The following is a 15103-nucleotide window of genomic DNA, read 5'->3' as shown; positions in this document are numbered from 1 at the left end:
CAGAATGTATGAAGATCCAATGTGGGAGCGGGCTTGCTCGCGAATTAGCAGTGTCAGTCACCGAATGTATTGACTGGTACACCGCGTTCGCGAGCAAGCCCGCTGCCACATTTTTTACTGCGCTTGGCCAGGAGTCAGCGAACGCTGCTTTCGAAACGGCTCACCCCCGTCAACTCCAGCACCAGCTCGTCACCCACGTTCAACGGACCTACGCCCGCCGGGGTGCCCGTGAGAATCAGGTCACCGGCCTGCAGCGAGAAGCAGCCAGCCATGTGCTGGATCATCGGGATAATCGGGTTGAGCATCTGCGAGCTGTTGCCGTCCTGGCGCACTTCACCGTTGATGGTCAGGCGAATACCGATATCGGTCACGTCCGCAAAGGTGCTGCCGACCACGAACGGTGCAATCACTGCCGCGCCATCGAACGACTTGGCGATTTCCCACGGCAGGCCTTTGGCTTTGAGCTCGGCCTGTTTGTCGCGCAGGGTCAAATCCAGGGCCGGCGCGAAGCCGGAGATGGCGTCCAGCACTTCTTCACGGCTGGGTTTGTTCGACAGGGGCTTGCCGATCAACACCGCGATTTCCGCCTCGTAGTGCACCGAACCGCGTTCGGTCGGGATGGCGAAACCGCCTTCCAGCGCGACCACGCAGCTGCCCGGCTTGATGAACAGCAACGGTTCGGTGGGCACCGGGTTGTCCAGTTCCTTGGCATGTTCGGCGTAGTTACGCCCGATGCACACCACTTTGCCCAGGGGAAAGTGGATGTTGGTGCCGTCGACGTACTTGTGCTGGTAGCTCATGAAACGACTCCTACAGGGGCGATTAAACAGCGAAAATCTTGCCAGGGTTCATGATCCCGTTAGGGTCGAACACCGCTTTGACTGCCTTCATGTATTCGATTTCAACCGGCGAGCGGCTGTACGTCAGGTAATCGCGCTTGGTCATGCCCACGCCGTGTTCGGCGGAGATCGAGCCGTTGTACTTCTCGACGGTTTCGAACACCCACTTATTGACGGTAGCGCACTTGGCGAAGAACTCGTCCTTGCTCAGGTTTTCCGGCTTGAGGATGTTCAGGTGCAGGTTGCCGTCGCCAATGTGGCCGAACCAGACAATTTCGAAGTCCGGATAGTGTTCGCCGACGATCGCGTCGATTTCCTTCAAGAACGCCGGCACCTTGGAGACAGTCACCGAGATGTCGTTCTTGTAGGGCGTCCAGTGGGAAATGGTCTCGGAGATGTACTCGCGCAGCTTCCACAGGTTGTGCAGCTGGGTTTCGCTCTGGCTCATCACGCCGTCCAGCACCCAGCCCTGCTCGACGCAATGCTCAAAGGTTTCCAGGGCGTGGTTGGCCACCTCTTCGGTGGTGGCTTCGAATTCCAGCAGCGCGTAGAACGGGCACTCGGTGTCGAACGGTGCCGGCACGTCGCCACGGCCCATGACCTTGGCCAAGGCTTTGTCGGAGAAGAATTCGAAGGCGGTCAGGTCCAGCTTGCTCTGGAACGCGTGCAGCACCGGCATGATCGAGTCGAAATCCGTGGTACCGAGCACCATGGCGGTGAGGTTTTTCGGCGCACGGTCCAGACGCATGGTGGCTTCGACCACAAAGCCCAAAGTGCCTTCAGCGCCGATAAACAGCTGGCGCATGTCGTAGCCGGTGGCGTTCTTGATCAGGTCGCGGTTCAGTTCCAGCACATCACCTTTACCGGTGACCACTTTCATGCCGGCCACCCAGTTACGGGTCATGCCGTAGCGAATGACCTTGATCCCGCCGGCATTGGTGCCGATATTGCCGCCAATCTGGCTCGAACCGGACGACGCGAAATCCACCGGGTAATAAAGGCCCTTTTCTTCAGCGACGTTCTGCAATTGCTTGGTGACCACGCCCGGCTGGCACACGGCGGTGCGGTCGGTGAGGTTCACCTCGAGAATCTGGTTCATGTAGTCAAACGACACCACCACTTCGCCATTCGCCGCCACCGCCGCAGCCGACAGGCCTGTGCGGCCGCCGGAAGGCACCAGCGCGACCTTGTGTTCGTTGGCCCAACGCACGATGGCTTGCACCTGCTCGGTGGTCTTGGGAAACACAATGGCGCAAGGCGCGGGTGCGAAGTGCTTGGTCCAATCCTTGCCGTAAGCCTCCAGGGAGTCTGCATCGGTCAGCACTTTGCCAGGCTCAACCAGGGTCTTCAGCTCATCAATCAGGGCAGGATGGGTCATCGACAGAACTCTCGAACAATTCATGGTCATCCTGAGAACGCTTCACGTCGCAGGAATGGGTGTTTAGCGGGGCACGTATGCTAGCATACCGCCCCCGCAGGACAGAGCCCAAGGGCGTTTCTGCGGTGACGGCTTTCCTGCCGTCCGGGTCAGCTCTTGTGCACTGATTCAAGGCACTAACTGCTCGATTCCCTGCCATTTTTCTCCGGGATACAGGTTTACGCAGATGAGCAAGACTTCTCTCGATAAGAGCAAGATCAAGTTCCTTCTTCTGGAAGGCGTCCACCCATCGGCTGTCGACGTACTGAAGGCCGCTGGGTACTCCAGCATTGAGTACATCACCAGTTCTCTGCCGGAAGCCCAGTTAAAGGAAAAGATCGCCGACGCGCACTTTATCGGCATTCGCTCCCGCACACAGCTGACCGAAGAGATCTTCGACCACGCCAAGAAACTCGTGGCTGTCGGCTGTTTCTGCATCGGCACCAACCAGGTCGACCTCAACGCAGCGCGCGAGCGCGGCATCGCGGTGTTCAACGCACCGTACTCCAACACCCGTTCCGTTGCGGAGCTGGTATTGGCCGAGGCCATCCTGTTGCTGCGCGGCATCCCTGAGAAGAACGCTTCCTGCCACCGTGGCGGCTGGATCAAAAGCGCGGCCAACTCTTTCGAAATCCGCGGCAAGAAGCTGGGTATCGTCGGTTACGGCTCGATCGGCACGCAGCTGTCGGTTCTGGCCGAAGGCCTGGGCATGCAGGTGTTCTTCTACGACACCCTGACCAAGCTGCCATTGGGCAACGCCACGCAGGTGTCGAGCCTGACCGAGCTGCTGGGCATGTCCGACATCGTCACCCTGCACGTACCGGAAACCGCTGAGACCCAGTGGATGATCGGCGAGAAGGAAATCCGCGCCATCAAGAAAGGCGGCATCCTGATCAACGCTGCACGCGGCACCGTGGTTGAGCTGGACGCCCTGGCTGACGCGATCAAGGACAAGCACCTGATCGGCGCCGCGATCGACGTGTTCCCGGTGGAGCCACGCTCCAACGATGACATCTTCGAAAGCCCGCTGCGTGGCCTGGACAACGTGATCCTGACCCCGCACATCGGCGGTTCCACCGCTGAAGCCCAAGCCAACATCGGCCTGGAAGTGTCGGAGAAGCTGGTCAAGTACAGCGACAACGGCACCTCGGTGTCCTCGGTCAACTTCCCGGAAGTGGCGCTGCCCGCTCACCCTGGCAAGCACCGTCTGCTGCACATCCACCAGAACATCCCTGGCGTGATGATGGAGATCAACAAGGTCTTCGCAGAAAACGGCATCAACATTTCCGGTCAGTTCCTGCAGACCAACGAGAAGGTCGGCTACGTGGTCATCGACGTCGACGCCGAGTACTCGGACCTGGCGCAAGAGAAGCTGCAGCACATCAACGGCACGATTCGTAGCCGCGTGTTGTTCTAAGGTTTCAACGCAGCACAAAAAAGGGAGCCCCTCGGGGATCCCTTTTTCACATCTGAACAAATCTTACTTGACGTTAACCGTGATGACTTTCGAGGCTACAGTCGGGTTGAACTGCATGTGCAGTTTGTCGCCGGCTACCAGCTGCAAGGTGTGCTTGCCAGGGGTGAGGGTCAGCTCGGTTTCGGTCTGGGCCTTGCCGTAGTGAATCACGGTGTCGGTGGCCGGGATCGGCACGCTGGCGTCAGGCAGCTCTTTCTGGTCAATCAGCAGGTGGTGATGGCCGGTGCCGGGGTCCTGGCTGGTGGCCGGGGCCAGTTTCAGGCCTTCCATACCGAATTTGACGGTGAAGGTTTTATCGACAGTGGCGCCGTCTTTTGGCGACACGATAAAGACTTTGGCGCCTTCAGGCGGCGCACTGCGTGGGATACCGTCAGCAGCGGTAGCCAACATCGAAGCACCCAGCAGAACGCTGGCCAGGGTGGCACGGGACAAAAAGGCTTTCATTCGCTTCTCCAGTTTTTCTATGAAATCTGTAGGGTTATGACAACTTCGCGACAAATTGCTGTCCAAGGCACTCAACACCATAGCAAAGCGATGCTGAACGGCCCCTCGCGTAGACGAATTCATCAGGAGCGACCATGCGCTTTTCGCCTGGCCTTGTACTTTTGCTGCCCCTTCTGAGCCCATTGGCTCACGCCGAATTGATTGATGATGTGTTTGATCGTGGCGAACTGCGCATCGCCCTGAGGCCAACACGCCGCCGTTCAACTTCAAGGACGGCGACAAGCTCACCGGCTTTGAAGTGGAACTGGGCGAGCAGTTGGCGAAGGAAATGGATGTACGCCCCTCATTCATCACCACCGATGACGCCGACATGCTGCCAGGCGTTGAAACCGGCAAGTACGACGTAGCCATCAACCATATCGCTATGACTGCCGAGCTGCAGGATCGTTTCGATTTCAGCGATCCCTACAAGGAAACACCTGAGCTGGCCATTCCATTCCAAAAGGGCAACCCGGCGTTCAAAAATAGCCTGGACAAGGCGCTGCAGCAGGTGAAGGCGGATGGTCGCTTGAAGGCGCTGACGCAGAAGTGGTTTGAAGGCGACACACCGGTCCTCACGACACCCTAGATCAATTGTGGGAGCGGGCTTGCCCGCGAGGACGGAGTGTCAGTACCCGAAACGGTGACCGACATAACGCCTTCGCGAGCAAGCCCGCTCCCACATGTTGATTCAGGTGAGGGTTGCGAGTCGGGCCAAGGCCGCAGCTGCCTCAGGCAACTCCAGCTCGCTGAACACCAACACCCCGTGGCGCTTGAGCAACGCCGCCGTCACGCCTTCGCCGCTGACCTTTACGCCAGTGAACGTGCCGTCATAGGTCAGCACGTTGCCGCAGGACGGGCTATTGGCCTTGAGAACGGCGACACGGATAGTGTGGCGTTGCACCAGCGCCAGGGCTTGGCGGGCGCCCTCGAGAAAGGCGGCGCTGAAGTCTTCACCTTCAGCGGTCAGCACCTGGGCACGGCCCTCCCACACATCGATGCCCTGCCCGCCCGGGATTTCGGCAGAGGGCCGGGGCGTCGGCAAACCGCCAGACACTTCCGGGCAGATCGCAACCACACGGCCTTCAGCCTGCCACGCCGCCAATTGATCGAACGGGCCGCTGGCGCCGCCGTCGTAGCGCACTTTGTGCCCGAGCAGGCAGCGACTGATCAGAATCTTTTCCATGTTTAAAACGGCTCGTTACCCCGCCGGCGAAACCAGCCGGTCAGGGACAGGCGTTCGCGCGTGGCGGGCAGGACTTCGTGGGGCACCTCCCCGGACAGGAACACCACCAGGCTACCGCCGGTGGGCACCACGTCGTATTCGACGCCGCCCTTGAGGTACATGCGCAGCTGGCCGCCATGCTCGGGCAGCCAGGCGTCGTTCAAGTAGACCACCGCCGAGACCATGCGCCGGTCATCGTCGCGAAAACGGTCCAGGTGCTTGAGGTAAAACGCACCCGGCGGGTACATCGCAAAGTGGCTTTCGAAATCTTCCAGGCCCAGGAACAGCCCGCGGTTCATGGCCGACCGCAGGCTGTCCATTACGCCCATGTAGGTCTCGCAGACCGCTGCATCACCCTCTTCCAACCACTGGATATGGTCACCGCGAATGCCCTCGCGAATCTCCTGCGCCGGCCCGCGTCCTACAGCTGCGGGTGCCAATTCCCCCTCAGCCGCACGTTTACGGCACTCAGCCGCCAGTTCCAGGGTCAGAGCCTGGGGCAGGAAGCCGTTCTGCTGCGACCAGCCTTTTTCGGCTAGGTCGTCGACAATGCGTTGCAGCAGGGGATGATCGAGGGGTATTTGCATGGCGCGCATAGTATCCATACGCCTGTGAATCCGACAGAGCCGCCGAGCGTCTGAATACACTTTAGTCAGGTGACCGATAGGATTTCTCGACAAATCCTACGCCCGACACGGACAATAGTGGCCGACTGACAGGAGTCCATATGCGTCGTTTGTTTTTTTCCGTGCTGATGTTCTGCGTTTTGCCCGCTTGGGCAGACGGCCATGACCAGTTGTACAAGGTCGCCGGCTGGGCTGAACAGCGTGCGCATTTCAATGACGCTCTGAGTGCCGCTCAGCAACGCTACCGCAACAGCCTGCCGCCGGCGGTGTACCAGGCACTGGTGGACAACAGCAATAAACGCTTCGCCGCCCAGGCCGTGGACCAGCGTGCCGAGGCGCAATTGCGCAAAAACCTGGCGGACCCGAAGCCCGCCCTGGCGTTTTTCCAATCACCATTGGGCCGCAAGATTGTCGCCGCCGAGTTGCTGGCCACGCGCCGCGACCAGTTGGCGAAAAACGCCCAAGGCCTGCCGCACATCGAGGCCGATGCCACTCGCAGCCTGATCATCGGCCACCTGGCCCAGGCCCTGCCTGCCCGTGAAGCCGGGGCGGAAGTCAGCCTGGCGATTGCCGGTGTGGCCGCCGACAGCTTGAGCCAGATGATTCCGGGCCTGTTGGGCGGCGGTCAGGCTCAAGGCATGTTGAATGGTCAGCGTGAGCGGCTGATGCAGCAGATCGGCAACGACCTGAAAAATACGTTGCTGTACGTCTATCGAGATTTGTCTGATCCGGAGCTGGAGGAATTCGCCACGTTCGCGGAGTCGCCGGAGGGTCGGGCGTATTACAAGGCGGCGCTGGCAGCCATTCGCGCAGGACTTGCCGTCGGCCAGAGCACTTCCAGCCTGTCGCAGTAACCAATGTGGGAGCGGGCTTGCTCGCGGATGCAGTGTGTCAGTTAGCAAATTAGTTGACTGACACTTCGCATTCGCGAGCAAGCCCGCTCCCACATTTGGATGGTGTTACTTCAGGTGGTCCGTCAAATAACGGAAGTATTCCTCACGAATCTCCGCAATCTCATTCGCCAAATGATGCCTGCCACGCGGGATCATCAACACTTCAGGCTGATCAAACTTGCCCCGCAGCACTTGCAGGTTGTGCTGCCAGTCCACCGTCATGTCTTCCTCACCCTGCACAATCACTGGCCGCCGCGAACTGCGCGGTGCGGCTTCGATGCGCTTGATCCAGCGCGCCAGTGCGCCCACCCAGGCAGTCGGCAAGTGGCGCGGCTGCAGCGGGTCAGCTTCCAGGAACGGTTTGAACGCAGGGTCGTGGGTGTTCTCGCTGAACCGCCGCGCGATGCCTTTGACGAAGGGCCGCAGCAAGTAATAACTGACCTGCGACCAACCCCACGCACGCGGACGCACCAAGGGTGACAGCAGGAAGGTCTTGCCCTGCGCCGGGCTGTCGGCGCCGTGATGGAGCACATGGTCCACCACCACTGCACCGCCGGTGCTTTGCCCGAACAGATGCCAGGGCTGCGGCAGTTGCAGCGCCGTGGCCTGGGCAAACAGCGCCTGCACCACGTCCTGGTACACGGCAAAATCATCGATGCTGGCGCGCGCGCCGCTCGACAGGCCATGGCCGGGCAGATCGCAGGCAATCACCACACAGCCCTGATCCAGCGCCCAGTCCACCACATGGCGGTACAGCCCCATATGGTCGTAGAAGCCGTGGAACATGAACATCGTCGCCACGGGCTGGGGTGGCCACCACACCTGCGCCACCACTTGGAAGCCATCCACATCGAAACGCCCCAGGCGGCTCACCGCCGGTACCTTGCGCGCGGCCAGGTCCAGCCCGTAGAAACGCTGGTAGACCCGCGCCTCGGCGCTGAGCGGTTGCGCATCCACAAGTGGCCGCAAGCTTTCGCGCAGATGATCGGGGTCAAAGCTCACAGGCATAAAGGGTTCCAGACTGACGGTGAAGATGAATATCGAGCGGTGATATTCATCTGTCAGGACAAGCATGGCAAGCTACGCGACCTTCGAGGATTGATCTGAATGCGACAGCCCTACCGTTCCGCCCTGTTCGCCAGCCTGATCCTGGTCATCTGCGCCGGCGTGCTGTGGGCGGCGTATGACTGGTTCCAGGGCCGCTACCTGCGTGCATTCAGCGAACACACGGCGGTCTTCTCCGGCGACGCGTTGCGCCTGCCCGCCGAACTCTCAGGCCCCGGCCCGATCCGCCTGGTGCACTTCTGGGACCCGGCCTGCCCGTGCAATGTCGGCAACCAGCAACACCTGGGCGGGTTGATCGAGCACTACGCGCCCCAAGGCGTAGAGTTCTACGCCCTGCAAAAGGCCGGCAGCCACGGCCAACTGCCCGACAACCTGCGCAAAATGAAAACCCTCCACGCCCTGTCCGGTGCCGAGCAGATACCGGCCACGCCTGCCGTCGGAATCTGGGATCGAAGCGGCAAACTTGCGTATTTCGGGCCCTACAGCGAGGGGCTCACGTGCAATTCCAGCAACAGCTTCATCGAACCGATCCTGCAAGCCCTCGAGGCCGGGCGCGAGGTCGATGCCACCCATACGTTGGCCGTGGGCTGCTATTGCGAGTGGCGTTCGGCGCCCTCTGCCCCCTAAGACTTAACGCAACCGGTCATTCATCCACTAACGCCTCCCCCGCCTCTGCCTAAGCACGAAAGTTAATAGAAACGCCTCCACACAATTACTCGACGCACTCACAACTTGGCTGCACTAGAGTGCAGATGCTCACCTCTTAAAGAGCGAGCAACTAACTTTATACACACGAGCATGGAATGGCTCGTGCTGGCACGTCAAATGAGGGAACGCATCAATGCCATATAGACCCGGAGATACTGTTTTCCTTGGAGAAACAAGGATAACTGCTTATAGAGAGCAAACATTTGGCCCACATAACGGAGGTGGATATGACGATTTCTCAGGCAGCCGAGAAGCACAAAGAATCGGTTCCGCAACCCGTAACTACATTCTGGAAAAGTTTCCACCGCTCGTCGCGGCCGCAGTAAGAAATCAAGAAACACTCTATTCAGCCAGACTGGGGGCTCTGGCCACATCCATAGATGACAGTCTTTCTGCCATCAGGGAAAAGATGGTGATTACTGCCTTAACGGCTATAGAGGTGTTAAATCAGGAACGATCAATCAGAGAAACACTGCTTGCTGAAAAATCAGCAGCGATAACAACGCAGATAGCCACTGCAAACAGCTATTACCGCTCCAACTTCTTTAGCCGGCGCATCAGCGACTTCATGAGAATCGCTATCTCCGACAGCATGATTTTTGCCAACCCAGACAAAAACTTCCAAAATTGGCAAAACTCCTTATACGCTGCCTATGCTGCCAAACTCCTGAATGATGAAATCACGTACCTGACGCAACAGATCGCATGGCTGACGGCTCAAGTCGAACAGGCCAAGGCTGCTGAAGCTGCCGAGCAAGCTCAACTTTTAGCGCAGGCACAGACCCTCCGGGCGGCAAACACGTTCAGGGTTTCCGCGCTGCCGGTAGGTGCGCAACTCAGTACCACAGCAGGCTCAATTGCTATCACGGCCGGCTCTTCGCTAACGCTGGATACAGCCATTCAAGCGGCGATCCAGGCCCTGAGAGGGCTTGCCGCGACCGTACTGGACCGGGCAACAGGAGTGGGCATTGGCTTACTGCTGTATTCACCGGCACTGGGTAACAGCGACCTTTACCCAACGGCAATGAGCATTCCTGCCGCAGGATTGGCACCGCAACTGCCGGGCAACCTACCGGAAATCGCCGCCGCTGGCGGGACTGTGGATATGCCGTATCGTATTTACGGAGACCGCAGCCAGTACTCCCTGATCGCAACCCCTGTCGGCGATCGAGCTGCAGCAAAGGTGCCCGTAAGGGCGCTGACACTGGACCCTTCGCTCAACGCCTACACCTTCACCTCAGCCGACACACCACCCCGAACACTGGTGTTTCCCATTGCGGCACCCGGCAACAGCTCGACCACATCCCCCGCCCAACCAATGGATGTGCCTGTCTATTCAGGTGTTACGTTGACACCGATCACGGCGACGACCGAAGTGCTGCCAGCGGTTGACCCGCTGGATATACGAGATGCAATTTATGTGTTTCCTGCGGGGTCGGGTATTGCGCCTGTATATCTCGTATTCAGTGAATCGCTCGACGCAGGCCGTTTCACCCGAAAACAGCTGGACAAAAAGTATCTAAAACACGCTTCTGACTTTGGCATTGATGATACTAGGAAGAACAGTGCTACCTTGACCAAATTCAGGGACGCCATTAATAGGCATCTGGAGGACCAGGAAACCGTCCCAAAAGGAAATTATCTACTAGCAGAAGGCTCATCGGTATATTTCAACCCTAAAACTAATAATGTCGTAATACTTGATAAAAATGGCAATTTTTTGTCTGGATGGAAAATTGAGCCAGGCACCCAACAATTTATAAACTATGTTGAGAAAGGAAATTTGAGATGAGCAAAAGCTTAATTGAATTCGCCAGGCATTTTGTCAACTCGGCAATAGATGCAGATACCTTCGCCGCCTCATACATGACGATGTGGAAAGGAGAGCGAGATGCGGGTCTACTAACGACTGATGGAGAGAAAGTCGACGAGGCATCATCCACCATTTTTTCATTGGCTGATTGCTACAACCCAGAGAGTGACCGCGATGAGTACGAACTGGATGAGCTGCAACTTCGCGAAAAAATAAAAAACACTCTGGCGGAATTCAATCTTCAATAAAGCCCATTAACACTGAAGAAAACAACTCGGCCCCTTGGGTTACCAGTTATCACTGCGCAAGAGTACAAGTCCCAGTCCTGGGACTTGTACTCTACTGCGCCCGCCTACATCCTCCAGAATCCCAAAGACGCCGTACTGGGCCCAAACCTCATAGTCAGTCCCGGCTCGCACGTCATGCAACGCGTAGCCCTACCCCAAACTGAACACAGCCTGTTCAACCGACAAACTCCAATCACCCGATCATTGCGCTGCTGTATCGTACGTTTTCAGTGAGATTGTAAGCGTAGGAATACATGAGCCAGTTAACCATCATCCTCTGGATGCTCAACGTTATTGTTGACACGTCCGGCCAGTTGGCCTTTAAAGCCGCCGCTTCGGCCAGCGCCGAGCATGATGGCATGGCCCACTGGAAGCACATGCTCAAGCGGCCGTGGATCTGGCTGGGAGTGATCTGCTACGTCTTTGAATTCGTGTTGTGGCTGGCGTTCCTGACCCTGGTGCCGCTGTCGGTGGGCGTGATGCTGGGCTCGATCAATATTGTCGTGATCATGATTGCCGGACGGTTCCTGTTCAAAGAGAGTCTGAGCAAATGGCGCCTGATCGGCATCATGCTGATCGCCTGTGGTGTGACAGTCGTAGGGTTTGAATGATGAAACGCTTTTATATCCTGGGTTTTCTCGCGCTGATCATTTTCGACACCTTGGCGCAGGTCAGCTTCAAGTTCGCCTCGGTGCATGCCGAGCCGCTGACCATGGACGCCGCCTGGCTGGTTCGCGTATTTGGCGCGCCGTGGATCTACGGCGCCTTTGTGGGCTATATCGGCGCGTTCTTCACTTGGATGACGCTGCTCAAATACGCACCGGTGGGCCCGGCGTTTGCGGCCTCGCACTTGGAGCTGATCAGTGTGACGCTGATCTCCGTCTGGCTGTTCGATGACACCTTGACCCTGCCTAAAATCATCGGCGGTGCGCTGATTATTGCGGGCATTCTGTGCCTGGCGCGCAGCGAAGACAAAGCGAGCAAACCGGTCGAGGTCGAGCCGGCACAGGCCCCGGTGTCATGACACGCCGATGGGAAATTCCGCCGACCGCAGGGCTCCCTTTGCGCTGGCGGGATTTGCTCGGTTGCTCAGCAGACCTGGCCGATTCGCTGGCCCGCCAATTCTCGATTCCAAAGCCGGCGCTGCCCTGCTCCGGCACGGCGGCGTTGATCATCGCGCTGCGCACCTTGCAGCAGCGCATGCCCGGCCGCACCCGGCTCATCGTGCCCGCCTACACCTGCCCGTTGGTGGCACTGGCTGCGCATTACTGCCCGCCGTTGCGGGTGGTGCCCTGTGATTTGCAACCGGGCGGCATTGACCTGGACGAACAACAACTCCAGCAGCTGTGCGATGAAAGCACACTGGCCGTGGTGGTCACCCACTTGGCGGGGCGCGTGGCAGATGTCGACACCGCCAAACGTATTGCTGACTCAGTCGGTGCGGCGGTCATCGAAGACGCCGCGCAAGCGATGGGCGCACTCGACGATGGCCACAGCGTCGGGCTCAAAGGCGACGTGGGCTTTTTCAGCATGGCGCTGGGTAAAGGCCTGACCACGGCCGAAGGCGGCGTGCTGTTCAGCCGCGACCCGGTGCTGCATCAGGCGCTGCACCGGCAATGCCAGCAGGACCTGCCGTTCAGCCTGCGCTGGGAGCTGCAACGCACCGCTGAACTGTGGGGTTACGCCCTGGCCTATCAGCCGCGCGGTTTGTACTACGTGTACGGCAAAAGGTTGCGCGCGGCGCTGGCGCAAGGCGATGAAGTGGCCGCCGTGGGCGACGACTTTTCGGTCGATGACATCCCGCTACACCGCCTGGGCGCCTATCGCCAGAAAGTCGGCGCCGCCGCGCTGGCTCGTTTGCCCGATCACCTGCAACAAGGCCGTAACCGGGCACTGCACCGCGCCGCACGCGTGAATGCCTTGCCCGGTGTCTCAGTCGTGATGGACCGGCCGGGGCAGCAAGGCACCTGGCCGTTTCTGATGGTGATGATGCCGTCGGCACACATGCGTGATGCGGCGATGACGCAGCTGTGGACCTCAGGGCTGGGTGTGACCCGCCTGTTTATCCACACCTTGCCGGACTACCCGGCGGTGGCCCCGCTGTTACAGCCTGGCAGCGACATGACCCAGGCCCAAGCCTTCGCCACTCGCACGCTGTCGATCAGCAACAGCCACTGGCTGACGGACGCTCTCTTCGAGCACGTATTGGCCCAGCTAAAAGCTATCGTCGCCAGCCCTGATTGATACGCGCCACCAAACGGCTGTTCAGCTCGTTCTGCTGCTGTTGCCAGATTTGCACCTGCGCTTCGGGCAGTTCTTCCTGGCCATCGGAGGCACTCAACCAGCGCTTGAACTTGCTTTCATAGTGGTAGGCCGACACATCGCCGGTGACGTCCGCGCCGATGATCTGGCCCTGGCAGGCGCTGATCAGGTCATTCAAATGCTGCTCGAGGAATTCACCCTGGTCCCAGTTGGTGTTCACCACCTCGGGGCTGAGTACGTCTTTGTCGATCGACAGGTACACCGGCAGCGAACGGTCAAACTGCGCCAGGAACGCGCGCATCAACTCATCCGGGTGGCTGAACGCGCGATTGCTGCGGCCGGCGCCCACCCAATTCATCCAGCGCGTGTCGACGTTGATATTCCAGTAGGTCAATTTGCGCTTGAGCAGCGGCGACCAGTGATTCTCCCAGGCGTGGCCCAGGCCGATGTCCTGCGAGCCGATGCCCAGCACATGCACATGCTCGATTTGCGGCAAACGGCTGGCCCAATAGACCCACGAACCGCAGTGAATGCCAAACGGGTAGCGCATGTTGTCCGGATGGTTGTCGCAGATGATCAGTTGAAACTTCTGCTGCGTGGGCAGTCGGTTCAACAGCAACTGGCTGAGGTGGTGATAGTCGCCACTGCCGGTAAACACACAGCCGTAGTCGCCGGGCATTTGCGCCTGCAGAGCGGTCTCCAGCTGTTTGAACTGCGCCCACCGGCAGCCAAAGCGGATTTTTTCTTGCCAGGCCTGCAACGGCAAGGTGATCGCGCCGGGGATGTCGCTGACGGCGCCATCGAAATCCAGAATCAGCGGTGGTCGATCCTGGCTCATGAGGTGTGCTCCTGTTGCCACTGGGCATCGCTTTCAAAGTGATGGCGGAATCGATTGCCCAGCTTGCGCAACAGCGGGTTGCGCACCCAGACCAGATGGCGGGTAAAGGTAAAGTCGGCGCCGAGGCTGGCCTTGACCTGCGGGTCGGTCCAGCCGGCCACGTAAAACTTCAGGCCGTTGGCGACTGCGTACTCCAGGTTTACAAACCAACTGACGAAGTACAGGTTGAACTCCAGCGCCTGCGGGTAGTTGAGGCCGATGTACTTGTCGAGCAGCTTGTCGCCCTCCACGTAGCAGAGGTTGTAGCCGATCAGTTCGTCGCAGTGCCAGTAGCAGAACACCCGCCCGTTGCTGGCGGCGTCCTTCAATAGGCTGCTGAAAAACTCCGGCGTGAGCAGGTCAAAATGGATCTCGCTTTGGTCGTAGACCGCCCTGTACAGCGCGTATAAGTGCGCCAGCCAGGCTTCATCGTTGAAGCGCGCATCGCCGGTGTCCAGGACTTCCACACGCAATGCCTCGCGACTGCGCAATTTGCGTCGGATATTGCGCCGACGGCTGTGAGACAAGCGCGCCAGGTACTCGTCGATAGTGGTGAAGTTGATCGGTACATACGCCAGCGCCTGGCCTTCCAGGCTGATGAAGCCGCGCCGGGTGCAGTCATCGATCAAGTCGTGCGCGTATCGGTTGTCCGCATCGCTGAGCAGCGGCGAATTGCACGGCACGTCTTTGATCACGGTGAGTTTGCGCTGCGGCGCACACTCATATTGCAGCCACTGCGCAAGTTTCTGCGGCGACACGCCTTGGGGGAACGGCGAGTATTCGCTGACCGTGGTGCCGACAAAACAGCTGTCGATACGCAGCCACGAATGCCAGAAACGATACCCCGGCCAACCCCGCACACGGTTCACGAACTCATCGTCGGCGGTGGTCAGCAGGTCAAAGGGCGTGAAGAAGTACGGCAGGCCCTGTTCGGACAGGTGCACGTCGAAACCCACTGGCGGGTGCTGCAAAAAGCGCCCGATCAGCGATTGCCCTTCCAGGCAGCACGCGTACGTAGCCTCGGGGCGGCTGGAATCTGGCAGTGGTTGCGTGGCGCAAGTCATGACAAAAAGCTCAAAGATGACAGGTGGAATAATAGCCTCTTCGGGGTGTTCTCCACTTGAACCTCGG

Annotated in this window: 16 protein-coding genes and 1 pseudogene; 9 read left to right on the top strand and 8 right to left on the bottom strand. The window is 59.1% G+C overall.

Features of this window, described 5'->3' with window-relative positions; all coding sequences use genetic code 11:
- Positions 1-134: 134 nt before the first annotated feature.
- Both AACV02_RS02385 and AACV02_RS02380 read right to left on the bottom strand, forming a co-directional pair.
- Positions 135-800: a fumarylacetoacetate hydrolase family protein gene (locus tag AACV02_RS02385; protein ID WP_119737377.1), complete on the bottom strand. Its 666-nt coding sequence runs from the start codon at positions 798-800 to the stop codon at positions 135-137.
- Between the two features lie 22 nt (positions 801-822).
- Positions 823-2217 (bottom strand): FAD-binding oxidoreductase, encoded by a 1395-nt coding sequence (locus tag AACV02_RS02380; RefSeq protein WP_106575729.1) that lies wholly within the window; start codon positions 2215-2217, stop codon positions 823-825.
- A gap of 226 nt (positions 2218-2443) precedes the next feature.
- On the opposite strand from AACV02_RS02380, the gene serA reads away from it, so the two are divergent.
- On the top strand, positions 2444-3673 hold the full coding sequence (gene serA / locus AACV02_RS02375; protein ID WP_010167810.1) for a phosphoglycerate dehydrogenase: 1230 nt from the start codon (positions 2444-2446) through the stop codon (positions 3671-3673).
- Positions 3674-3736: 63 nt separating this feature from the next.
- On the opposite strand, the gene AACV02_RS02370 is transcribed toward serA, so the two are convergent.
- Positions 3737-4177, bottom strand: coding sequence for a DUF4399 domain-containing protein (locus AACV02_RS02370; protein WP_106575730.1), 441 nt, complete (start codon positions 4175-4177; stop codon positions 3737-3739).
- Positions 4178-4311: 134 nt separating this feature from the next.
- On the opposite strand from AACV02_RS02370, the pseudogene AACV02_RS02365 reads away from it, so the two are divergent.
- Positions 4312-4805: pseudogene (locus tag AACV02_RS02365) on the top strand (transporter substrate-binding domain-containing protein).
- 102 nt (positions 4806-4907) lie between these two features.
- On the opposite strand, the gene AACV02_RS02360 reads toward AACV02_RS02365, so the two are convergent.
- Together AACV02_RS02360 and AACV02_RS02355 are read right to left on the bottom strand one after the other, a co-directional pair.
- A complete protein-coding gene (locus tag AACV02_RS02360; RefSeq protein ID WP_119737375.1) occupies positions 4908-5402 on the bottom strand; it encodes a DUF523 domain-containing protein in 495 nt (164 codons plus the stop codon).
- Positions 5403-5404: 2 nt separating this feature from the next.
- Complete coding sequence (locus AACV02_RS02355) at positions 5405-6037, bottom strand: 2OG-Fe(II) oxygenase (protein WP_106575733.1); 633 nt, start codon at positions 6035-6037, stop codon at positions 5405-5407.
- A 131-nt stretch (positions 6038-6168) separates the two neighbouring features.
- Between AACV02_RS02355 and AACV02_RS02350 the strand changes: the two genes are divergently transcribed.
- Entirely contained in the window at positions 6169-6921 is a 753-nt protein-coding gene (locus tag AACV02_RS02350) for a DUF2059 domain-containing protein (protein ID WP_119737373.1), read from the top strand.
- A gap of 105 nt (positions 6922-7026) precedes the next feature.
- Here AACV02_RS02350 and AACV02_RS02345 read toward each other — a convergent pair whose 3' ends face one another.
- Entirely contained in the window at positions 7027-7968 is a 942-nt protein-coding gene (locus tag AACV02_RS02345; RefSeq protein ID WP_119737371.1) for an alpha/beta hydrolase, read from the bottom strand.
- 99 nt (positions 7969-8067) lie between these two features.
- Here AACV02_RS02345 and AACV02_RS02340 point away from each other — a divergent pair, with 99 nt between their 5' ends.
- The 6 genes from AACV02_RS02340 to AACV02_RS02315 all read left to right on the top strand — a co-directional run bounded on the left by AACV02_RS02340 (position 8068) and on the right by AACV02_RS02315 (position 13077).
- Positions 8068-8652: a DUF6436 domain-containing protein gene (locus AACV02_RS02340; protein ID WP_119737369.1), complete on the top strand. Its 585-nt coding sequence runs from the start codon at positions 8068-8070 to the stop codon at positions 8650-8652.
- Positions 8653-8866: 214 nt separating this feature from the next.
- The gene (locus tag AACV02_RS02335) at positions 8867-10525 is read left to right on the top strand and encodes an S-type pyocin domain-containing protein (RefSeq protein WP_119737368.1); all 1659 of its coding nucleotides are present in this window, start codon (positions 8867-8869) and stop codon (positions 10523-10525) included.
- Entirely contained in the window at positions 10522-10794 is a 273-nt protein-coding gene (locus AACV02_RS02330; protein WP_119737366.1) for a colicin immunity domain-containing protein, read from the top strand. Before AACV02_RS02335 ends, AACV02_RS02330 begins: the two co-directional genes overlap by 4 nt.
- Positions 10795-11087: 293 nt before the next feature.
- The gene (locus tag AACV02_RS02325) at positions 11088-11444 is read left to right on the top strand and encodes an EamA family transporter (RefSeq protein ID WP_053258538.1); all 357 of its coding nucleotides are present in this window, start codon (positions 11088-11090) and stop codon (positions 11442-11444) included.
- Positions 11444-11857: a DMT family transporter gene (locus tag AACV02_RS02320; protein WP_119737363.1), complete on the top strand. Its 414-nt coding sequence runs from the start codon at positions 11444-11446 to the stop codon at positions 11855-11857. The genes AACV02_RS02325 and AACV02_RS02320 overlap by 1 nt, the downstream gene beginning before the upstream one ends.
- Positions 11854-13077, top strand: a complete 1224-nt coding sequence (locus AACV02_RS02315) for a DegT/DnrJ/EryC1/StrS family aminotransferase (protein ID WP_119737361.1) — start codon at positions 11854-11856, stop codon at positions 13075-13077. Before AACV02_RS02320 ends, AACV02_RS02315 begins: the two co-directional genes overlap by 4 nt.
- On the opposite strand, the gene AACV02_RS02310 is transcribed toward AACV02_RS02315, so the two are convergent.
- Together AACV02_RS02310 and AACV02_RS02305 are read right to left on the bottom strand one after the other, a co-directional pair.
- The gene (locus AACV02_RS02310; protein WP_119737359.1) at positions 13055-13933 is read right to left on the bottom strand and encodes a hypothetical protein; all 879 of its coding nucleotides are present in this window, start codon (positions 13931-13933) and stop codon (positions 13055-13057) included. The genes AACV02_RS02315 and AACV02_RS02310 overlap by 23 nt on opposite strands.
- Positions 13930-15036: a GNAT family N-acetyltransferase gene (locus AACV02_RS02305; RefSeq protein WP_119737357.1), complete on the bottom strand. Its 1107-nt coding sequence runs from the start codon at positions 15034-15036 to the stop codon at positions 13930-13932. Before AACV02_RS02305 ends, AACV02_RS02310 begins: the two co-directional genes overlap by 4 nt.
- Between the last annotated feature and the right edge of the window lie 67 nt (positions 15037-15103).

The sequence above is a fragment of the Pseudomonas sp. Larv2_ips genome (assembly GCF_963879675.1).
Taxonomy (GTDB): Bacteria; Pseudomonadota; Gammaproteobacteria; order Pseudomonadales; family Pseudomonadaceae; genus Aquipseudomonas.
Note: the sequence above shows the minus strand (reverse complement) of the source record. Positions and strands in the feature narration are given on the sequence as shown.